This is a genomic window from Metabacillus hrfriensis (assembly GCF_030127205.1).
Taxonomy (GTDB): Bacteria; Bacillota; Bacilli; order Bacillales; family Bacillaceae; genus Bacillus_P; species Bacillus_P dongyingensis.
Map to the genome: position 1 here is coordinate 4,358,514 of NZ_CP126116.1, position 21,968 is coordinate 4,380,481.

Sequence of the window (21,968 nt, forward strand, 5' to 3'; positions counted from 1 at the left end):
TTAAACACTTTTTAATGATTGACATTTTTCATTACACATTCTGAAGGCCGTTTGCGTAAAATAGTAAAAAGAAGATTGGGTGAAATGGATGAAAGAAAAAGCGAAGATGGATATTGTTGAAAAAACAGCAAGACAATGGATACAGGACCGCGGCGTAAAGGTAGAAGATATCGCAGAACTTGTATACTTTCTGCAAGTCAAATATCATCCTTCATTAACAATCGATCAATGTTTGGAAAATATAGATCGAGTATTATCAAAAAGAGAAGTGCAAAATGCCATATTAACCGGCATACAATTAGATATTCTGGCGGAGAAAAAAATGCTTGAGGAACCGCTTCAGGCCATCATCGAAAGTGATGAAAGCCTTTATGGGGTTGATGAAATCATTGCCCTGTCCATCGTCAACATCTATGGATCAATCGGATTTACGAACTACGGCTATATCGACAAAGAAAAACCTGGAATCCTTAAATTCCTCAATGATAAATCATCCGGAATGGTCCATACCTATCTCGATGATATCATCGGAGCCATAGCAGCCGCAGCATCAAGCAGGCTTGCTCATCGGGCTAAGAATACTGAGTGATAACGAAATGCGAAATCGCCTGGATAGCAAAGGCAGACAGAAAAGGGTCCTCCATATAGGAGCTTTTCACTTGTATAGCGGACCCCTTTCTAATAAAGGAGTTAAACGCCGCAGCTGGACTATTAGTTTATAGCGATAAGCCCCATTTTATATTTTTTAGCCGTCGAATTTTTTATCGCTTATTTATTAGCTTATTTTCCCTTTTTTAGCTCCCCCAATAAAAAAAGCGCATCAATTCCGATGCGCTATCTGCTTCATTAAATTTTTTCAAACCACTCAGACAATGAATCAACCGTATAAGTTGGCTTTTCCTCATAGTTCAGCAAATGCTCACGCAGAGTCACTCCAGTATGGACAAGCAGAGTGTCCAAACCTGTATTCATGCCCGCTTTAATATCTGTATCATAGTTATCGCCGACCATTAACGTATCTTCATAGTCTGTACCCAGTACTTTTAAAGCCTGTTCCATAATGATGCTTTCCGGTTTACCGATAAAAATCGGCTGTACAGTTGTAGAAACAGCAATGACTGATGTTAATGAACCATTGCCCGGAAGCAGTCCGCGTTCTGTAGGTATGGCAATATCGCCATTTGTTGAGATAAAAGCTGCACCATTGCGAACAGCAATACAGCCCAATGCTAATTTTTCATAAGTAATGTCTCTGTCTATCCCTGTTACGACAAAATCAGGATTTTCATCAACAAGCTTCAGGCCCCGTTCGATCAATGCCTGCTGAATGCCTTCTTCTCCAATCACATAAACGGTCGCATCTGCTTTTTTCTCATAAATGAAATTTGCCGTTGCCCTGCTTGTTGTAAATACTTTATCCTCGTCTGCAGGAATATCAAATGAATTTAATTTATCTGCTACCTGCTGTGGGGTTCTTGATGAATTATTGGTAACAAACAAATATGGGATTTCTTTTTCTATTAATAATTTAACGAATTCGCTTGCTTCTTCGATTCGCTCTTTGCCTCGATACATGGTTCCATCCAGGTCAATTAAATAGCCTTTGTACTTCTTCATCCATCTCACTCCTTGCTATATGTAAAAAAATGAGACGCCTTCTTAATAAGAAAGCGTCCATTTATTATAATACGCTTATTCTTTAATGTCTAAAAGCAGAAACCGGTCCAAGTTCATTTTCCAGATAAGCTCTTACGCGGGATGGAAAACCGTCAAGCACAACTGACTGTTTATTAAAGATGTCTTTAAGTGCAGTGTGATCGATGAATAGATACTCCTGTACGAGCTGTTTCCGGAAACCGATTACTTCTTTCAGTCCATCAGCTTCAGCAGCGGCAACCACTTTTTCATCGAGCATAATATCGATAATATCCTCATAGCTGCCCGGGTCTCTCATAATAAAACCGTCAATAATTGCATTACCGGTATCGAGTATGGCTTCAATGATCATTTGGGCAAGACGTTCAAGCGCTTTCACTTCGATGTCTGTTTTCCATTCTTTGTGCTCAGCAAATAGAGTAAGGTTTTTTTCAAAATAAACCAGGGTTTCTTCGATTTTTTCGCGATCTACAAAATACATCTTTTGACACTCCCAACTTTCTCATTCAAGTGCGGCACGCACGAGCCGCTCAGTAATTGTATTTTAACACAATTTGGCTGATTTCAATTTATTCACGTAATAATTCCTTTCACTGAACGAAATGTTTACAACTTGTTTCGGTAAAGTGAAACGTTTGCTATGATTAGATAAAATGAACTGCGCTAAGGGGGAAATGAACATGTCCGAAAGATTTTATTTATATGATGATACAGTCGAAACAAAAACACGCTTTGTGAGTTTCATGGGTGAAAACAGCCGCTTTGATTTAGCCATTGTTAAGTCAGACCGTTATTATGGAAAATACCTTGTTATGAATTTATTGAGCAGCCGTTTTGCGATTATCGGCGAAGATGACTTAAACGAACCGGGATATATTGAGCATGCTTTCAGCCTCGAGGAAGATGAAGCAACTGAGCTGAGGGAATTTTTGTATGAAATGGTGTAAGGATAAGATGCTGTCATTCATCGTAAACTAAGTCAGGAAAGCGGAAGCGCCCGTTTAGCTAAAGGCGCAGATCACAGATCAAGTCCGCGTTTGATATTTTGACGGATTTGTTCTTGCCGGCAATAGGGTGATTTGGCTTGCCATCAATGAACTATAAACTCTCTTCTCTAGAAAAAAGCAGGTGGAACAATGGATGATAAAGAAAAACGGGAGTATACTGATTTTTCAAATGTTGAAGATATGAGAAATATGGTCCTGCCGGAAATTTTCCCAGAGGGGCCTTACGGTGCACCGCGGGGAAAGGATGAACCTGTGGAAAACAAAAGCTCTGAGTGGAAAGAGGGTCAGCGGTATTACAGCGCTTATAACTATGAGTTTAAATCGCTGCATCAGAATCTGCCAAGGCAGTATCCGGGAGCGCATCCTGCCCACGATGACCCGGAGAAAAATGAAGAACCTCCATATACGTCAAAATAATAAGCCGTGGTTTTCCCCCGCGGCTTATTTCTTTATTTTTTTTAAAACAAAGTGGGCGCATCCAAAATTGCAGTACTCAAAAATGTATTCATCAAGGGTGCTGATTTTTGTGTCATAGGAAGCTTTTTGATTTTGATCATCAAAAAAGCCTTTTAGTCTAAGCTGGTTATAGCCCCAGTCACCGACGATATAATCATATTTATTCAGGATTTCTGAGTAACGCGCTTTAAATGCTTCTTCATTGAAACCATTCTTTTCATCCTTAATGAGTTCAAAGCTATGATTTTGAACCGTTATCACTACTATCACCTCGCATGAAAGCTGTCTAAATACTATCATAATCGATTTCCCCATCAATTGCTAAGAAAGATTGCGTTTGTTTTGGTCAACCTAAGGTTACGGAGGTGTTTGCGATGAAGAAAATCGCGTTCACGGCGTCCTTGATAGGTATGATCATCATAACTGGATGCCAGAATACTGCAAGTGAAAATGAGTTATTTGAAGACGGCGGCAATACCGTTAATGTAAAAAATGAAAACGGCATAGAAAACGGCAAAGACAATAATTCATCCGATTTTGGCTATGTCCGTCATGTAAAAAGTAATCTGGCCGAAGACGAAGATTACAACAAAGTACCGGGAATAGATCACGAAAAGGTTGCCAATGCCATTTCAAGCTTAATTATCCAGCTTCCCAATATTCAGGATGTTGCTACGCTCGTAACCGATGAAGAAGTGCTGATCGCATATCAGACCGATTCTAAAAATCGAAATGATACAGCTGATCAAGTGAAAAAAACGGCGATTTCTGTAGTTCCAAGATACTACCATGTATACCTTTCAGATAATCCTGAAATGATTAAGCAAATCGAAGGGTACTCAGGTCTAGATCCAAACAACAGAGATATTGATCAAATCATCAATAAGACAATAAAAGAAATGCTGAAATCGCCACAAGGCCGCCAACTAAACAAAGGTGAAAACGCAAACGGAGAAGGCTACGGTGAAACAAACGAAAACCTTGACCAGGATATGAAGGATAACTACGAGCAGACTAGGTATAAATAGAAAAGCGGAATCGACTGGTTAGACCCGACAGACAGATAAGAATTCACACGAAAAGTCCGGGTTTGACTTTTTGGGTGAATTTGTTCTGGCCGAGGGGCTAGGAGATGGAGCTGGACAATATAGAAAAGCGGAACCGCCCGGTTAGCTCCGACAGACAGATAAGGATTCGCCAGTAAAGGCGCTTTTTGCCTTTACTGGCGAATCCGTTCTGGCCGAGGAGTTGGGCGGTGGAGCTAGACAACACGAAAAACGAACAATCCCGTATAGGCTCGGTCAGACAGATAAGGGCAAATCCGTTCTGGCTGAGAGGCTGGGCGGTGGAGCTAGACAACATAGAAAATCGGATTCGACTGGCAAGGACCAACACTAAATGCATATCCACCGATTATTGAAATTTAACCACCGAAATTTGATATTATCTGCCTGTTTTCAATTTTGCATCAATCGAACCCTGCTGTCCGCAAATACAAAGCACCCGCATCAAAGATACGGGTGCTTTTTTATTACGCCTGTGCCTGTCTTGCTTTAGTTGCTGCATTAACCTGTTCATCTGCATGGTAGGAAGAACGTACGAGCGGGCCTGCTTCACAGTGGCTGAAGCCTTTGCTCATTGCAATTTCACGAAGCTCTGCAAATTCCTCAGGTGTGTAATATTTCAATACTTTAAGATGCTTTTTTGAAGGCTGCAAGTATTGGCCGATTGTCATAATATCAACATGATTTGCACGCAAATCATCCATTGTTTCGATAATTTCTTCTTTCGTTTCTCCAAGTCCGATCATCAAGCTTGATTTTGTAGGAATATCAGGCTGCATTTCTTTAGCGCGGCGTAAGAATTCGAGGGAACGCTCATATTTTGCACGTGCGCGAACTCTTGGAGTCAAACGTTTTACTGTTTCAATGTTATGGTTTAGTATGTCTGGTCTTGCGTCCATTAGCGTTTTTAGGTTTTCCTCAACCCCGCCCATATCTGATGGCAATACTTCAATTGAGGTAAATGGACTTTTGCGGCGGACAGCGCGGACTGTCTCGGCAAATACGTTAGCTCCCCCGTCACGCAAATCATCCCTTGCAACAGCTGTAATAACAGCGTGCTTTAAGTTCATCAATGCTACTGAATCTGCAACACGTTCCGGCTCTTGTAAATCAAGTTCAGTCGGCAAACCGGTTTTTACCGCACAGAAGCGGCATGCACGAGTGCACACAGCGCCAAGGATCATAAATGTTGCTGTGCGTCTCACTGCCCAGCATTCATGAATATTAGGACATTTTGCTTCTTCACAAACGGTGTGAAGGTTGTTCTCGCGCATCATTTTTTTCAAGCCTGTGTAATTTTCATTGGTGTTTAATTTTATTTTTAGCCATTCCGGCTTTCTCAGGTATTCTTCTTTCTTAGCCATCTGAATCATCTCCAGTATGTATTGTAAGTATTCCTCTGTGTTTTCTGCGAATTATCAGCATAAAAGGAAAATGAAAATAAAACATGTACATTAGCCACTTTAACATAACAGTTCAGGATAGGACAAGGGAAAGAGAGCTAAGCAATTTCTAACATTTTCTACATATGAATTTTCTTTATTACACCAAACTAAGGTTATGAAATTGGTTTAAAGGAGACCGGTAATGTGAGAAAAATATGGACCCTGTTTATTCTTTGTTTCTTCTGTACCGCTATGCCGAATCAGGTGCTTGGTGCGGATAAAAGCATTGAACAAATTAATCAAGAACGAATGAACTTATTTAAAAAAGCTGAAACCATTACTCAAATTCCCTGGTACGTACTGGCCTCTGTTGATCAATATGAGCGAAATGTAAGAAGAACCAGGAATGATATCCCAAAAGCAAAAGGCGTAATTGGCATCTATATCAGGCCGGAAGTATGGGCAGGTATGCAAAACCCAGACCAGTCTGACACAAACCCAACGAGCATCTCTTTGTTCGGCGGTATGGGGATTGATGGAAATGGCGACGGCAAGGCTGAGCCTGACAATGACGAAGATGTACTGTTTACGTTTGCAGCCTATTTGCTGTCTTATGGAATTGATCTCGAAAATATAAAAATTGGTCTTTGGGATTACTATCAGCGTGATAAAACGATTGGATTGATATCGGGGCATATGAAACTTTTTCAAAAATATGGAAGATTGGATCTTGATCAGCATTCCTTCCCTGTTCCCATTCGCTTCAATTACAGTTTTAAAAATACATGGGGAGATGCACGCGGCTGGGGCGGGCGAAGAATACATGAAGGCACAGACATCTTCGCTAATTACGGGGTTCCTGTGAGCTCTACTTGCTATGGTATTGTTGAAATGAAAGGCTGGAACAGGTTCGGCGGCTGGAGACTTGGTATACGGGACAGCTCAAACACCTACCATTATTTTGCCCACTTAAACGGATTTGCTGATGGTCTCCAGGTAGGACAAATTGTAGAGCCTGGCCAGTTAATCGGTTCAGTCGGTAGCTCAGGCTACGGTCCTCCCGGAACCTCGGGAAAATTCCCTCCTCATCTCCATTACGGCATGTATAAGGATAATGGCAGGACAGAATGGTCTTATGACCCTTATCCGCAGTTAAAAGTTTGGGAACGTGCAGAATACAGAAAAAGAAAAAGAAAATAAAAAGCAGGTCGGCCGTGATAAGCTGACCCGCTTTTTTAGTTTAATCGAATGGCTCCGCTCTAAGTTTTATCAACAAAAGGACAGCATCTCAAGGCACACCGTCTTTACATGAAGATTAAATAGGCAAATCTTCTTTTACCTTCCAGATGAGCCCTCAGGCACATCAAGTGCAGGAGGAGCACTGCCTCCGCCGCCATTGTAATAGCTTGGCACCTGCCCCTGTACAGCTTTTATTGCAATTGGGATTGTGTTTCTTACAGTAGCGGTTTGAGTGGAGAAGGGGATAACAACTTCTACATTCACTTCAATTTCAACCGCAATCTCAATTAAAGCATTATTAATTCCATACTGCTGAATGGTTTCTTTTACGTCAGTCTGGACTTCTCCCACCACATAGAAGCGAACCGGAACCCTTGGCCCAAGGTTACCGATAAGCGCATTATTTGTAGCTTGGCCCAATGGGATGGAATAGATAATTCCCTCTCCCTGCTCATCTTTTGATATATGTTCTCCCTCAGGAAGCTCAAGTGCATCTATATTTCCTTTCGAAGCTTCTCTCAAGTTCGTTTGAATTTTATCTGTTGTTTTAGCAAGCACGCTTCTTACAAACTTTGCGTTGAAATCGATCGTCGTAACATTCCCTTTTTCATCTGTATCGACAACAAACATTTCATCCACATCAACGTCTTCTTTTATGTCTTTATTGATTGCATTTTGAATAACGAGTGTTGCAATCCGTTTCGTTTCTGTCTCTGCAACAGTCATTAATGTTGGTTCAATTCCTTTATTGACGATCCACAGACCTGCAGCTGTAGAAAAAATAAAAAAGACAAGTGTAAGCAGGAATACATACCGGAAAGGAAGCGGCCCCTTCTTTTGAGGGCGTTTGCGGAATCTGGCCAAAAATAAATCCCCCCTTTACATGATATGTTTATGCAGGCAAGGAGGGATGTACGCATTCTTTTTCATCTATGATTTTGAAATGAATATTTAATAAGCTATTCCTAAAATAAGGCGCTTTTTGTTTTTCTGTCATTACAGCATTCTTAACAATGCCTCTCTGCCGCTCATACCGACATGTATGCCGCGATTTTCCGCTTCAAATGTAATGGATTCAAGAGGGGCATCAAGCAGCTGTTCAATGGTACGGACGCCTACTGCACGCCCAGCAATAATTCCGCGGTCTTTTAATTTTTCATTGAGCAAAGCTACATCAAGCGCGCCGCACATAATGTATCCCTTTTCACTTGTCACAGCCAAAAAATTGGTTTTTGGCAATGCTACCGTAATGGCTGTAAACTGATTGTTTTCAATAATAATTGGTGTCATTGATACCATCGTTATTTCACTCCCTTCCTTCTACAATTTATGAAGAAAGGAGACATGGAGTGTGAAAATTAGGCATTCTTGGACGAATGTACCTGTTTTAGCTTCCAGGCAAGCAGATCCCTCAGCATTTCAGGCATATAATACGTTTTCTTTTCCGCATGACCAATAGATGGATACAGGACACCAAGTGTAAACATATCCACTGTAGCTACTGCATAAATTCGTTCTGTCTGTATAGGTGCCCCTGATACCAGAATTTCTTTTACATGGTGCAAACCATCTTCTAATGGCTCTGTAAAAACCTCAATCCCGTCAAAAACCATTCGTCCCATTACATGGCCCCGGAAACCAAGCCCCTTTAATTTCAGCTGCTCCATCCTTTCTGAGCGCGCTTCTAAAATAACTTCCTTTAGGACGTCTCCTTTTAAATAAACCGTGCATGGATTAATAGGATGCGGACAAATCCGGTGCAGATCCTTTTTGGTGACAGGGCCTTTTTTAAGAGGCTCAAGCAGTATTCCTGCATTCACCATGCTTACTTCTCCCTTGCACCATTCTTTAATTGCAGCTGCTAATAGATCAGTGAATTCTGATGGACCAAACCAGTCCAATAATAAATCCTCTTCTAAAACAGTAACTGTTTCAGATAGGATCTCATCACTTTTTATAGTCTCATTTACTAGAAACTGCTTTGTGTCTTCACACTCGGGCTCTGAAAGAATGTTAATAACTTCAGCTTCCTTATCTATTAAGGTGCTGGTTTTATCCACAGTAAGAGAAATATGCCCAACCAATCCACAGTTTTTCCCTGCACCTGTTAATAAAGCGCCATGCAGAAGTTTCCCTTTTTCAAAGATATGATGAGTATGAGCCCCGAGTATGACATCAATTTCCGGAAACTCTTTTGCCACGATTTCATCATCATTTATTCCTAAATGAGAAAGCAAAATGATCATATCCGCTTCATCTTTCACCATTTGAATTGTCTCCTGAAGACTTTGAAACGGATCTTTTATTTTCCAGCCGAGCAATTGATAAAATTTTTCGTAAAAAACGCTTACTCCCAGTAATACTGCCTTAGTGCCATTTGATAAAGTGATGATTTCATAAGGCTTCACCCAGCTCGGACGTTCACCCAGTTCCGTATATAAGTTTGAAAGAACAACCGGAAAACGCGCATGTTTGTATAGAGTGTCAAGCGCTTCATGAGGGAGTGTAATTCCTTCATTATTGCCGATGGTAACGGCATCATAATTCAGGGCATTTAGAAGGTCGACATTAGCTTTTCCTTCTGTTGCTTCTGTAATGGGATGAACACGGTCGATGTGATCTCCAACATCAACTAAAATCATTTCTTCACCGTTTGCAGCATGTTCTTTTTTCATTCTTTTTAAATAGTGCGCAACTTTGGGCCAGTTTTCAAAATAACTGTGTAAATCGTTAGTGTGATATAGATGAATGGTCTCTGCCATTTACATTCTCCTCTATTAAAAAATACCTTCATAAATCAGTTTTAAACCGGCCAGAATGAGGACAAGACGCAGTAAGTTGATTACTGTTTTACCCGATAGCTTTGTCGCAATCATGGCTCCTGCTTTCCCGCCTGCCCACGCCCCCGGTATTAATGCTAAAGCAAAAAGCCAGTTCACATTTCCAAGCGCGATATGCATGACAGAGCTTGAAAGACCTGATAGAAAAATAATAAACATCGATGTGGCGACTGCAATATGCGGCGGAAATAAGAATAGCAGCACCATTGCAGGGACCATTAGAACTCCGCCGCCAATTCCGAACAGCCCTGAGATAAATCCAACTCCAAATGAGATAAAGACAGCAGGGGCAGGTTTATAAAAATAAACAGCATCATTGCCGTTTTCAGATGGATAATAGCGGATTACATCACCCAGTCCCGGCTCTCTGTATTTCGGCTTCCATTTGTCTCTCATCATAAGCAGCAGTGAGACAGCAATCATGAATAACCCAAAATAAAGAGAGAAAGAATCCAAATTTAAATACTTATTAAGATAAGCGCCTAATAAACCTCCGGGACCGCTTCCGATAAAAAAGATCCATCCGCTTTTATAATCTACTTTTTTAACCTTCATATAAGCAAGCGTTGAGGATAAGCCAGTGAAAATGATAACAAGCAATGAAGTTCCGACCGCCGTCTGCGGAGTTACGTTTTCAAAAATCGTAAAAAAGGCAGAAGAAAACAGCATAGCCGGAACAACAATAATGCCTCCCCCAAGACCCACTAAACTCCCGATCGTACCAGCAATAAAACCGATCAGGACAAGAAATAACCATTCCATTTAAGCCAACTCTTTTCCGTTTATTCACCGCTGAATAAATCCAGCTGTCTGGGTGCCAGGTCTTCGTACTCAATATTTAAAAGCTTTTGCATTTGTTTTGCATTATCTGCAGCGTCTCCGCCTGAATTATTATTAAAGAGAAGATAAATATCTTTAGTCGCATCTTTCAGCTGATCAATCTTTTCATGCCATTCCTGCAATTCCTGTTGATTGTACCGGTACAGATACCTGACTTCCCGCCAATCTTCACCATTTGCAGGTCTTGTCCATCCATGCACATTTCTGCCGTGCATCCTGATTAACGTTTTATTGTTATCTGTCGCTCTCACTACAGCGGGAATGGACCCGCTTCCGGCTTGAGGCTCGTCGCAAATGCTGTGAATCCACTTTTCCTGTTCCATAAAAGTTAGGGTCTTCTCATATGTATTAGGTGCAAACCATGATTGATGCCTGAATTCTAACGCAACGGGAACTTCACCCATTTGCTCTTTGCACCATCTCAAATAACTGACATTCTCTTTTTTGCATTCAAACCATGGCGGGAATTGAAATAAAACCATCCCAAGCTTGCCTCCTGCCTGATACGGTGCAATAGAATGATGAAAAGCCTGGAACATCTCTTCTTTAGAATCAAAAGGTATATCTCCCCGCTGATGTCCAGTCATTCCCTGATAAGCTTTCACGATAAACTGAAAGCTCTCAGGCGTATCCTTCACCCATTTTTCTGCGTTGCGCTGAGGCTGCACAGCATAGAAGCTAGCATCCACTTCAACAATCGGAAAATGTCCAGAGTATTCCTTCAGCTTATCTCCGGCAGAAGTACCATTAGGATAAAGCGCATCATGATCTCCCCAGCCTGTAAGTCCAATATAAATCAATGCAGCCTCAGCCTCCTTTATTATTTCATGATACTACAAGGCATTTAAAAATTCATTGAAAAGGACATTCATTTACTGCCCTGAATAGATGTCGGAGATTGAGTTATTGGAAGTACTTTTAAAAAAGGAAATATATATTATATTGATTTAAGCGGGGATTTGTGCAGGGCAAAAAGGAATGTAATAATGGATGGCGTTTTTTATCGGATCTTGCCATATATGATATGGGAAGATGGACAAGATTTTATAGGAATTAACTATGCCATGCTGATATCCACAGTTCCTGCATTCATTTAGACAGTATGGGACTATTTACAAAAGGATACCTCTGAACGTTCGTTAGAAATAAGATCTCAAAGTTTTCCTTCATCAATAATCACAAAAAAGCTCACCAGAACTGGTGAGCATTTCTCCATCTTTAATAACCGATAGAGCCTTCCATTTCGAACTTGATTAATTGAGGTTTTTCATAGTATTTCATAGGCTTGCAAAAACGTTGATATATCAGCGTTTTCAGTTATATATTTTCATTGATAGGAAAGTAGATAATAGAAAAGTTCAAACAGTCTAAAACTAACGATCTGATTTCTAATTAAAGAGACAGTTCACCTATCCTTAAATATGTGAACTGTCCCAAATCAAACTATAACTTTCCCTTTGACTTAATAAATTTTCAAACTGCACAACTATCTATTTGACTTGAACGTGAATCGTTTTTCTCTCCATGTTCCCTGCTTTATAGATTTTTATTTGGATTCATATGAAACGACGGAGCGAATCATTGGATTGCCTGCACCTCCTGCTTCAGAACCAACTCCATCCAAGGGACCAGCACCACCAGATTCTTTACGCCACGGTTCATTGAAAGTTTTCCACCATAAGCGGTCTGAGAACGGGCTGCTGTTATCCAAACCAAGGGTCGGCGCAAATGGATATGGAGCTTGGGTGCTGAATACAAGGAAATATTCCTTCGGTACATAAATGGAGTAAGGGCTAAGATCTACTCTGACCCAGCCATGAACGACATCCGATTTTGCAGGAATGGATTCCGTTAATTTCTTTCCAGGCCCTCCTTCAGGCCCAGTGGCATCATATACATCAACTTGAAAATTTTCCCCGCCTGGGTTAAGCCAGCGTGGGTCGATATAAAACAGGCCGGCAGTCAGCAATGCTTGTTCCTGTCCATCCTTCAATGACATTTTTAATGCGACCTCGTCTATTCCAGTGACCGGAAAGACACTTTCAGCCGAGCCATCATCATAGCTGATTTCATCTTCTGTACCGATATAAGGCTTTAAGTGTATATCGATTGAACGGATGGCATTGCCTTTAATTTCAATCCGTTCCCGGTAGGTATGAAAATAGGGGGCACTCACTTCAAGCGTATATGTTCCAATAAAAGGATTAAGCGAGTATTTGCCGTTTGCACCTGTTTTTACCGGGGCGACAGCGGCGTCTTCAATGAGTTTCACCGTGGCTCCCTTAATCGTTTTTTTGGATTTGCTGCTCTTGACAGTTCCCTTGACGACGCCTTTATCTAATGGGGATAACTGTATATCTACATTGGTCGATGCATCTTTCATTACTCTTGCCGTTTGAATCTTTTGCTTAAAGCCATAGGCCTCGGCCAGCAGGTGGTATTCATCTGCTGGCAGCTTCATGCTGAAGCTGCCATCCGTTGGATCGGTCGCTAAAAGCCTTTCATTTTCAACAATCTGTATTTGCGCGCTAAGTGGGATGAGAACTTGTTTTTCATGGGTGCCTTGCAGCCTTGCAGCCTCCCCAAATGGTTCAAATGCAGTCGTTGATTGGGAGGGTTGATATACGCCGCCGGAAGGCTTGGCTTCTATGGCAACATCATCTAAGTACCACCCTAAATTTGTTTTGTCACTGTCGGAATGGAAACGGTAAGCTACATATACCGTTTTCCCTGAGAAGGAAGACAAGTCGACAGAAACGGCTTCCCATTTTGTGTATAAATGTCCTTCGTTTGTTTTCGCCACATGCCAGTTCTTCATGTCTTCAGAAACGAGCACTTGGCCGTAATCATTCGCCCCTACTAAAAACGGAAATCCAAAGGTCTGTTTAAAGTTAAGGAATACCGCTTCTCCTTTATTGACTTGGATCGGAGGCATAGTTAGCATGGATTCCTCGTTATTGTGATAACTCCAGTTAAATTCGATGCTATCTCTCCAGTCAGGGATCGAGGTCGCGTACGCATTGGTCCCTGAAGCCGCCTTCAGGACATGCGTCGGCATAACCTTCCCCCAATTCCACGAACTGTTTCTACCGGTACTGTACCACCCTACAGGCGCTGTTTCAAAATCTGTTGCATACCCGACCGACAGCCCTTTCTTCAGGGGTAGGCGAACAGGGACGGTTTTCGTACTGTTTCCTGCATAGTCCGTAATCTTCCAGTAATACGTAATTTCTTTCCCCCTTACTTGTTCTAAAGGGAGTTCACTGGAATAGGAACCGCTTTTAAAGTTGCCTTTAAAAAGTGTTCCATTTGATGTTTGCTCTCGTGCTCTGTCAACTTGGTAATGAAGTTCCACCGCGGAAACTGCAAAATCGTCAGAGGCTTGTACAGAGAGTTTTAAAGGCGCATTAGCATAAGCATAGGGAAGAGGCTCATGGCTTGCTGCTGGTTTCTTTTTATCGACAGCTTTATAACCTACTTTTCCTACTAGACTGCCGACGCCGTTAGAACCGCTCTTAACTATACCTGTCAGGTCAACAATCCCTCTCCCATAGGCGTCATTTGGGGAAGATGGATACTGTGAATCGGATAACGGAATCAATCCGGCATACAAGGTTTCTTTAAGCTTGTCGATCGGCATGTTTGGCTGCATTTGCTTTAAGATGGCAATGGCGCCTGATACATGTGGTGCAGCCATGGAGGTCCCATTTGACAACCCGTATTCGTTATTTGGGAGGGTTGAAAGAATCGCTTCCCCCGGTGCAACCAAATCCGGCTTTATTTCACTGCCGCCATAGGGAGAAGGCCCCCTTAAGGAAAACCCTGAGATTCGGTTGGCTGAATCCGTTGAGCCAACTGCAATGGTTTCAGGGTAATTCGCTGGATTGACTATAGAACCTGGCCCGACGGGCGTCGTCAAACCGTCGTGGTTTCCTGCAGCAAAAACCGGTGTAATGTCGGCAGCCGTCCATGCCTTCACAACCGATCGAAACCAGTCATTCAAGGTAGAACTGCTACCCCATGAGTTATTAATAATGTCAGGTGCCATTTCTGGATGAGGAGTTCCCTTTTCATCCCGTGGGGCGAGAAGCCATTCTCCTGCTTTTAGCAAGTCTGTATCCAGCGCGCCGTTTTCTGAAAATGCGCGAACTGCAATCCAGCGTGCCCCTGGAGCCACTCCGGTACGCGTGCCTGTTTCCGGGTCATAGCCAACCATTGTCCCTGTCACATGTGTACCATGTCCAGTTGAATCAATTGGAGCAGGACTATCCCCAACCAAGTCCAGCCAATTGAAGGTGTGTGTAAAGGTGCCATCCGCATTGAGTCCTCGGTATTGCTTCTTAAGCGACGGGTGGTTCGCGTCCACCCCAGTATCAAGCGTTGCGACCACTACGCCCGATCCATCCAACCCTTTTTCCCATGCTTTTTTTGCCTGTATTTTTTCCAGGTTCCAAGGTAGCTCACTTGTTACTTTTTGGACTCCAGATGTCTTCGGTTTCGGCAAAGCGTGCCGTTCGTTTAAGTAAATATGGCTGACTTCCGGAAAGGCTGCTATTTCCTGCAAAACTTCTTTCGTGGATGTAAATGAAACCGCATTCACGATGTAGTAAGATTGATCATCCTTCAATTTGCCTTCAGCTTTCTTTTGACGGATAAAATTCTTAATATGATACTGTGTTTGTTCAGCGTTCGTTTGTAGTCCTGACACGACAGTTGAACGGACGCGGAGTTTCTCTTGATAGCGGGTAGCCTTCACTTTCTTAGCCTCTTCCCGAGCTTGATTAGAGATTTTCCCAACATCCGCTTGGTTTTTTAACTCTACAATCACAGTCGTGTACTTGTTTTTTTCAAAGGCCTGTATGACCTTCGGATCCACCTTTCCTTCCATTGGGGTAGGATTCGATCCTCCGTTTTGAACCGCACCGCCTTTTACAGGAAAGATTGTTCCTAGTAAAAGAAAAATCATCAAAAAAGCTACTAAATTCCGTTTTCTCCTTTTTAACCCTTTCATTTGAATCCTCCTTTTATAAACGTTATAAACACATCATTCAAATTACTATAAATTCTGAAAATTGAAACCATTCTAGCCAACCAGCATTTTTTAATCTTTGATAGTTATTTGTCTAGAAATATCTGTTTTAATAGAAAATAAACTGCCTCTTAGTTCAAATATTCCTGAATAAATCAATTCCTAATTTTTAAAACATCGCTACCTATACTGATATCTTTCATTCTCATAATCAACCTGTTCCTTCCAATTAAACACAATAGCAAAATTCCGAAGAGAGAAAGCCAGTATCTAGATGGTGTGAACTAAATTGCATGATTTTACTTATACTAGGATAAATCTCCTCCTTTTGAATTTATTAAATACTATTCCCAATAGTATAAGTATTCTGAAAAGTTAACAATACAGGATTTTTGATCGAATCGATTGAGTATTCAAATGGATAATAAAGGAAATATTTTGACATGCTTAACGATTTGTTTTTCCATATGTTAATCCCACTTATTTTTGATCGAAATCATTTTTATGTTACGGAATAACAGGGTTTATCAAATAAAAAATGACTAGCTGAAAATCATTTGGTTTTAATTGATTCGGGTGCTGTTTTATCCAACTTCTTACTCAAATTAATGGCCCGTTTGTTGAATAAAAAACAAAAAAAGATGTCCTCTTTATTTAAGAGACACCTTTTTTCAATCATATTGGTTCAGTAAAAACGAAAGATATTTGATTATTTTCTTAAGGTTTTTAATGCACCGCTCCAAGCATCAACTTGGTCAAGCATTGCATTAACATTATTAAGATGTAATTCAGCTGGTTTGAACACTGTCCCGTTTTCAAAATCTGTAAATAAGGACAATGTAGGATGTACACGCACATCTGCAATCATTAATTCACCCATGATTCCTCGTAAATGCTCAGCTGCACGAGCACCACCGGTTGAACCATAACTAACGATACCTGCTGCTTTGTTATTCCAGGCTTCACGAGCGAAATCAAGTGCATTTTTTAAGGCTCCTGTTATACTGTGATTATATTCCTGAACGATAAATACGAATCCATCCAAGCTGTTAAGTTTTTCGTTCCAAGCTGCAATTCCTGGTTCAGTCCCATCAGTTGTTCCTAAAAAAGGTAATTGATAATCAGCAATATCTACGATTTCATAGTTTGCATCTCCACGTTTGTCAGCAATTTCTTTAACCCATTCTCCCACTTGCGGGCTAACTCGCCCTTGCCTTGTACTACCTAAAATAATTCCAATATTTAATTTCTCATTTGTCATTGTTTCTTCCTCCTGTATCGTTTTTTAAATTTATTTTTCTAAATTTTGTGCACCCATTCCAATTCTCTTTAATAAATCAATTAGCTGTTCTTTTTCATCATTCGAGATAAATGATAAATTTTGAGAAATGGTTGCAACGTGTTTTGGGAAAATCTCATCAAATAGTGCTCTTCCTTCTTCTGTCAGGACGACATTAGAAGCCCTTCTATCATTAGGGTTTGGCTGTCTTGCAACAAGCCCTTTCTTTTCTAACTTATCAACAACATATGTGATACTTCCACTAGGAATAGAGTGTATCTCACTAATTTTTTGAACAGGATGAGGACCTTTACTGTAAAGTAATTCAAGAATCATAAAATTTTCATTATTAATTTTATGACTTTCAATATCCTTCTGAATATTTTCAACAACAGATTTGGAAGCCTTCATCCAAATCCGAAACAATCTCAAATCCAGATTACTTTGATCTTGCATCACACAACCTCCTTTTAAAATTAACGTTATCTTGGTTTTTTGTATAAAGGATAATCAACTTCAGTTGGAATCTCTATTAGCAGCATCCGAAGTTCTTCACCTTTAGGCTGAATGGTAAAGCTTTCAACATTCTCTGACTGAATAATAATGAAATCCTTATTCTCAAATGAAACCTCCAATTCATTAATCACACCACCATTACCCCTAATAGATAAAGCAGCTAGTGTCCGATTAGGTGAAAGAGCATACTTATAGGTTACACCATTTCCAATTTCAACATCGTACATTTTGGCATCTGTCACGAGATTGATTGGTGATTGCTCACCTAATATCGTCTTAACCATTACACCGTTTTCTGAAGTGAGCGGGAAATCTTCATGCCCGTATTTTGAGTAAGTGGGTGTTCGCTTCTTGGCTTCATTTAAATACGGTTCGAACCAAATTTGAAACGCTTCTGACGGCTCAAGAAGAGATTCGGCATGGTGCATACCTGAGCCAGCTTGCATCACTTGAACATCACCAGCACCTACTTCGCTAATCGTACCAAGCGTATCTTGGTGACGACCTCTGCCCTTAGTGAAGTAGCCTAATATCTCAAAACCCTGATGAGGATGAAAGCCAATACCACCCTCCCCTTCAGATGTTCCCCATCCCCAGTAAAACAATGGACCGAGACGATTAATGACGGAGCCTTCACCAGAAAAGCCAATGGGTTTTTGTGCTATTATTTTACCGTCATCAAACTGCTCTAACGCCTGATCCTGTGGTTTAATAATATTAATTTCCATTTTAATTCCTCCTTTATGTTAATAGACTTAAAGCAATGATCCAAAATTTATAAATAATACAATTAATCCAAGAATTAATAAAACAATCGGCATCATCATTTTGTTTACAGGATCCTTAACTTTGATGTGTGTGAAAATTGCCCCAATCATTGTACCGACAATAAATAAACCACCCCACGCAGCTAATTTATCATTCCAAATACCTGAGATAACTAGTACCGCTGCAATCACTTCAACAAGACCTGTAAATATCCTAAAACCTCCTGGATACCCATAACGCCCAAATTCATCCACCATTTGCTTTGAACCGAACTTCATAAATCCAAACATTAGGAATCCTAATCCTAATAAAACTTGAAGAATAATTGATAAAACACCCATTAAAACCTCTCCCTTTATCCTAATATTATTTATCTCGAAAAAATTTATCCTAAACTCAGAATAAATATATCCTATCATTAGGGTATATTATATGTCAACAAAAAAACAACTCAATTTATATTTATTGAGTTGTTGCGAGCACTTCTTTTGAGGAATGCCATTTATCTTTGTCCAAAATTAAAGATGCTTTTTTATAACAGTAAAAATACAATTTTATTCAGTAATAATTTATTGTAAAACAATAAATCTTATTAAAATCAAATTTACAATAAATAAGTGAGACGCTTTTTATGAAACGAGAAACACTCTTTTTAAAGATAGCTGTTTTTCTTATTGGAATTCCGATTGTTCAAACATTAAGAAGGACAGCCATAACAGCTGTCCTAAATTAAATTATGGTTTTTGTAAATATTCTTCAAGGGTGATGCCCTGTTCGTGGATTTTTTTAGCATGTTCAACACCAACGTATCTTAGATGCCATGGTTCATAGTTATAACCTGTAATAGCTTCTTTCCCTTTTAGATAACGAATGATAAAACCATATTTATGTGCATTCTCAGCTAGCCATTTACCTTCTTTTGTTTCTCCGAATGCCTCAGTAAGTTCATAATTCACTTCTGATGATGTTACATCTATGGAAAGACCTGTCTGATGTTCACTTTGTCCAGGTTTTGAGCTGGTTTTATTGGCTATTTCTTCCCCTTTTTCTTCAGCGTTAAAAGCAAAAATGGAAACTTGAGTATCATACGAGCGGTAACCGGATTGTGCAAGAAGTTCTAAACCCTTATCTTCAGCAGCCTTAAACAACACTTCTAATGAAAGAGCTGCTTCTTTTCTCATTTTTTTCTTTGGTAAGTCTTCTTTAAATGGAAAAGGCACATTTGGTTTAACTAGATCTGCTGGTTCATAATCTTCAGGCAAGTTTCTTTCTTTATTAGCTACGATTAAGAAATCATCTAGATTATGAACAACTGCTTTTCCATCTCCTGAGACGGTCACTGTTTCTTCTAGCCAAGGGAGATTTTCTTCTTGAGGCCTCTCTTCTTTTGGATCTTCTGTATTTTTTTCTTTTTTTTCACTTGATACATTGTTGAAAGGGGAATTCCACTGTTTTTCGGCCCAGTCAATTGGTTTACATGCCGAAAGGAGTAATACACTTCCAATTAGCATAGATGGTAAAACATAGTTCTTCAAAGTACTCTCATCCTTTAGTTCGATTTGTAATGTATGCTATCTTAGCAGGTTCCAGTCAACTGACTTCCTCAATTTTTTTGTACGATATCTGGTAAAGAATTAAAACCCGTCTGTAATGAAGAAATTGGACAAATTTCAGTACACGCTAACCGTTCATCCTGTAGCTGAATGAATTTCTTTAGCTTCTCTTCACCGAAAACGAGGCATCCTTTTTAATCAATAAAAAGTTTTGCAAGCTTTTAGAAAAACGTTCGGTTATGGCAATCCCTACTGCCTATGATTTGTTTCTTTCTGTTTTCTATATCCAAATATTTACTTACTAATAAGTAAGTATCCATGTAAAAAATCTTCAGGCTAGATTAATTTTCTTACCTCAAAAGATTCTAAAGCTTTCATTTGATAGCTTAAAGCAGGGTGCCCACTTCTTAGTTTTTCAGCAGTATTTGTAAAGTGCATTTCTTCACAAAGAGCCATAAAATGTTCTAATTGTCTCAATTTCAATATTCCTTATCCACCCCTTAGATATTTGTAAATCCATTTTAAAGTAAAACTCATATAATATACTATTCGAAATATTTTACAAAACTTCTATTAATTCTCTTTTATTACATAAAAAGGATGGAATGAGCTTATGAAATTCATCTACTAATGTTGCATAGTTTACAACTTGATTCAAAATCCCTCCTTTAAAATTTTAAAACTACTAGACACAATCATATTAATATTCTGAAGTGTTAACAATACAACTTTTTTGATCGAATCGATTGAGTATTTAAATGGATAATGAAGAAGATTTTTTAACGAACTGCTTTTTCCATATGTTGACCGGATTTCGAGTATGCACGAAATTGGCACGCCATGAATTTGAACATAAAAAAGCCTTGGTATATAAAGGATATACCAAGGCTTTTCAGTCTTTATCCGATTGAACCTTCCATCTCGAACTTGATTAAACGGTTCATTTCAACCGCATATTCCATTGGAAGTTCTTTAGTGAATGGTTCGATGAATCCCATAACGATCATTTCAGTTGCTTCTTCTTCTGAAATACCGCGGCTCATGAGATAGAATAACTGCTCTTCAGAAACTTTTGAAACCTTCGCTTCATGCTCTAAAGAGATGTTATCATTGAAGATTTCGTTATATGGAATCGTATCAGATGTAGACTGATTATCCATGATTAACGTATCACACTCAATGTTGGAACGTGCACCTTCAGCTTTGCGGCCGAAGTGAACGATTCCGCGGTACGTTACTTTACCGCCTTGTTTAGAGATTGATTTTGAGACAATTGTTGAAGACGTATTAGGCGCTAAGTGAATCATTTTCGCACCTGCGTCCTGATGCTGGCCTTTGCCTGCTATTGCAATGGATAATGTCATACCGCGAGCGCCTTCACCCTTAAGGATGACAGCAGGGTATTTCATCGTTAATTTAGAGCCAATGTTTCCATCGATCCATTCCATTGTAGCGTTCTTTTCACAAACTGCACGTTTCGTAACAAGGTTAAATACATTGTTCGCCCAGTTTTGAATTGTAGTATAACGGCAGTAACCGCCATCTTTTACGATAATCTCAACTACAGCACTGTGCAGAGAATTAGTCGTGTAAACCGGAGCTGTACAGCCTTCTACATAGTGCACATGTGCACCTTCATCAACAATAATCAGCGTACGTTCAAACTGACCCATGTTTTCAGAGTTGATGCGGAAGTATGCCTGAAGCGGTGTATCAACTTTGATGCCTTTTGGCACATAGATGAACGATCCGCCGGACCATACAGCTGAGTTTAGTGCTGAGAACTTATTGTCAGTCGGCGGAATAACCTTGCCGAAATGCTCTCTGAAAATATCTTCGTTTTCTTTAAGAGCTGTATCTGTATCTTTAAATACGATACCCAGGTCTTCAAGATCTTCTTTCATATTGTGGTATACAACCTCAGATTCATACTGAGCAGATACACCTGCCAAGTATTTTTGCTCTGCTTCAGGAATTCCAAGTTTATCAAACGTGCGTTTGATTTCCTCAGGTACTTCATCCCAAGAGCGCTCTGATTTTTCAGAAGGTTTTACGTAATACGTAATTTCATCGAAGTTAAGTGAAGCCATATCGCCGCCCCATTGAGGCATTGGCATGTTATAGAAATGCTCCAGTGATTTCAGACGGAAATCAAGCATCCATTGAGGCTCGCTTTTCATGCGAGAAATTTCTTCAACAATTTCTTTAGTTAATCCCCGCTTTGAACGGAAAATCGAAACGTCTTTATCAGCAAATCCATACTTGTAATCGCCGATTTCTGGCATTTTTTTAGCCATCCGTTTTCACTCCAATCATAGTAGAATGAGGTCTGCCCC

At 40.1% G+C, this 21,968-nt stretch carries 22 protein-coding genes; 5 read left to right on the forward strand and 17 right to left on the reverse strand.

Annotation, left to right across the window (positions count from 1 at the left end):
• Window positions 1–88 precede the first annotated feature (88 nt).
• Window positions 89–589 carry a phosphatidylglycerophosphatase A family protein gene (locus QLQ22_RS21665; RefSeq protein WP_223438014.1) on the forward strand — a complete coding sequence of 167 codons (501 nt, stop codon included), beginning with the start codon at window positions 89–91 and terminating at the stop codon, window positions 587–589.
• Window positions 590–846: 257 nt separating this feature from the next.
• Here QLQ22_RS21665 and QLQ22_RS21670 read toward each other — a convergent pair whose 3' ends face one another.
• Complete coding sequence (locus tag QLQ22_RS21670; protein ID WP_284015532.1) at window positions 847–1,617, reverse strand: TIGR01457 family HAD-type hydrolase; 771 nt, start codon at window positions 1,615–1,617, stop codon at window positions 847–849.
• Between the two features lie 82 nt (window positions 1,618–1,699).
• Window positions 1,700–2,137, reverse strand: a complete 438-nt coding sequence (locus QLQ22_RS21675; protein WP_223438016.1) for a DUF86 domain-containing protein — start codon at window positions 2,135–2,137, stop codon at window positions 1,700–1,702.
• Window positions 2,138–2,336: 199 nt separating this feature from the next.
• Between QLQ22_RS21675 and QLQ22_RS21680 the strand changes: the two genes are divergently transcribed.
• Both QLQ22_RS21680 and QLQ22_RS21685 read left to right on the forward strand, forming a co-directional pair.
• Entirely contained in the window at window positions 2,337–2,603 is a 267-nt protein-coding gene (locus tag QLQ22_RS21680; RefSeq protein WP_284015533.1) for a DUF3055 domain-containing protein, read from the forward strand.
• A 189-nt stretch (window positions 2,604–2,792) separates the two neighbouring features.
• The gene (locus QLQ22_RS21685; protein WP_223438018.1) at window positions 2,793–3,080 is read left to right on the forward strand and encodes a cytosolic protein; all 288 of its coding nucleotides are present in this window, start codon (window positions 2,793–2,795) and stop codon (window positions 3,078–3,080) included.
• 24 nt (window positions 3,081–3,104) lie between these two features.
• On the opposite strand, the gene QLQ22_RS21690 is transcribed toward QLQ22_RS21685, so the two are convergent.
• Window positions 3,105–3,380, reverse strand: coding sequence for a YutD family protein (locus QLQ22_RS21690; protein ID WP_223443668.1), 276 nt, complete (start codon window positions 3,378–3,380; stop codon window positions 3,105–3,107).
• 113 nt (window positions 3,381–3,493) lie between these two features.
• On the opposite strand from QLQ22_RS21690, the gene QLQ22_RS21695 reads away from it, so the two are divergent.
• Window positions 3,494–4,147 (forward strand): YhcN/YlaJ family sporulation lipoprotein, encoded by a 654-nt coding sequence (locus QLQ22_RS21695; protein ID WP_284015534.1) that lies wholly within the window; start codon window positions 3,494–3,496, stop codon window positions 4,145–4,147.
• 503 nt (window positions 4,148–4,650) lie between these two features.
• On the opposite strand, the gene lipA is transcribed toward QLQ22_RS21695, so the two are convergent.
• Window positions 4,651–5,547 carry a lipoyl synthase gene (gene lipA / locus QLQ22_RS21700; RefSeq protein ID WP_223438020.1) on the reverse strand — a complete coding sequence of 299 codons (897 nt, stop codon included), beginning with the start codon at window positions 5,545–5,547 and terminating at the stop codon, window positions 4,651–4,653.
• A gap of 273 nt (window positions 5,548–5,820) precedes the next feature.
• Here lipA and QLQ22_RS21705 point away from each other — a divergent pair, with 273 nt between their 5' ends.
• Entirely contained in the window at window positions 5,821–6,768 is a 948-nt protein-coding gene (locus tag QLQ22_RS21705; RefSeq protein ID WP_284016919.1) for a M23 family metallopeptidase, read from the forward strand.
• A 135-nt stretch (window positions 6,769–6,903) separates the two neighbouring features.
• Here QLQ22_RS21705 and yunB read toward each other — a convergent pair whose 3' ends face one another.
• The 13 genes from yunB to sufB all read right to left on the reverse strand — a co-directional run bounded on the left by yunB (window position 6,904) and on the right by sufB (window position 21,929).
• Entirely contained in the window at window positions 6,904–7,671 is a 768-nt protein-coding gene (gene yunB, locus QLQ22_RS21710) for a sporulation protein YunB (protein WP_223438021.1), read from the reverse strand.
• A 132-nt stretch (window positions 7,672–7,803) separates the two neighbouring features.
• Window positions 7,804–8,106: a YunC family protein gene (locus QLQ22_RS21715; protein WP_223438022.1), complete on the reverse strand. Its 303-nt coding sequence runs from the start codon at window positions 8,104–8,106 to the stop codon at window positions 7,804–7,806.
• 59 nt (window positions 8,107–8,165) lie between these two features.
• The gene (locus tag QLQ22_RS21720; RefSeq protein ID WP_284015536.1) at window positions 8,166–9,569 is read right to left on the reverse strand and encodes a bifunctional metallophosphatase/5'-nucleotidase; all 1,404 of its coding nucleotides are present in this window, start codon (window positions 9,567–9,569) and stop codon (window positions 8,166–8,168) included.
• Window positions 9,570–9,584: 15 nt separating this feature from the next.
• Entirely contained in the window at window positions 9,585–10,409 is an 825-nt protein-coding gene (locus tag QLQ22_RS21725; protein WP_284015537.1) for a sulfite exporter TauE/SafE family protein, read from the reverse strand.
• A gap of 20 nt (window positions 10,410–10,429) precedes the next feature.
• Window positions 10,430–11,287 (reverse strand): DUF72 domain-containing protein, encoded by an 858-nt coding sequence (locus tag QLQ22_RS21730; RefSeq protein ID WP_223438025.1) that lies wholly within the window; start codon window positions 11,285–11,287, stop codon window positions 10,430–10,432.
• Window positions 11,288–12,033: 746 nt separating this feature from the next.
• Window positions 12,034–15,498 carry a S8 family serine peptidase gene (locus tag QLQ22_RS21735; RefSeq protein WP_284015538.1) on the reverse strand — a complete coding sequence of 1,155 codons (3,465 nt, stop codon included), beginning with the start codon at window positions 15,496–15,498 and terminating at the stop codon, window positions 12,034–12,036.
• 727 nt (window positions 15,499–16,225) lie between these two features.
• Window positions 16,226–16,777: an NADPH-dependent FMN reductase gene (locus QLQ22_RS21740; RefSeq protein ID WP_284015539.1), complete on the reverse strand. Its 552-nt coding sequence runs from the start codon at window positions 16,775–16,777 to the stop codon at window positions 16,226–16,228.
• A gap of 30 nt (window positions 16,778–16,807) precedes the next feature.
• On the reverse strand, window positions 16,808–17,254 hold the full coding sequence (locus QLQ22_RS21745; protein ID WP_284015540.1) for a MarR family winged helix-turn-helix transcriptional regulator: 447 nt from the start codon (window positions 17,252–17,254) through the stop codon (window positions 16,808–16,810).
• 23 nt (window positions 17,255–17,277) lie between these two features.
• Window positions 17,278–18,039 (reverse strand): pirin family protein, encoded by a 762-nt coding sequence (locus QLQ22_RS21750; protein ID WP_284015541.1) that lies wholly within the window; start codon window positions 18,037–18,039, stop codon window positions 17,278–17,280.
• Between the two features lie 27 nt (window positions 18,040–18,066).
• On the reverse strand, window positions 18,067–18,420 hold the full coding sequence (locus QLQ22_RS21755) for a DoxX family protein (protein ID WP_223438030.1): 354 nt from the start codon (window positions 18,418–18,420) through the stop codon (window positions 18,067–18,069).
• 393 nt (window positions 18,421–18,813) lie between these two features.
• On the reverse strand, window positions 18,814–19,614 hold the full coding sequence (locus QLQ22_RS21760; protein ID WP_284015542.1) for a M15 family metallopeptidase: 801 nt from the start codon (window positions 19,612–19,614) through the stop codon (window positions 18,814–18,816).
• 354 nt (window positions 19,615–19,968) lie between these two features.
• Window positions 19,969–20,109 (reverse strand): helix-turn-helix domain-containing protein, encoded by a 141-nt coding sequence (locus QLQ22_RS21765; RefSeq protein ID WP_284015543.1) that lies wholly within the window; start codon window positions 20,107–20,109, stop codon window positions 19,969–19,971.
• 422 nt (window positions 20,110–20,531) lie between these two features.
• Window positions 20,532–21,929: a Fe-S cluster assembly protein SufB gene (gene sufB / locus QLQ22_RS21770; protein ID WP_223438033.1), complete on the reverse strand. Its 1,398-nt coding sequence runs from the start codon at window positions 21,927–21,929 to the stop codon at window positions 20,532–20,534.
• Between the last annotated feature and the right edge of the window lie 39 nt (window positions 21,930–21,968).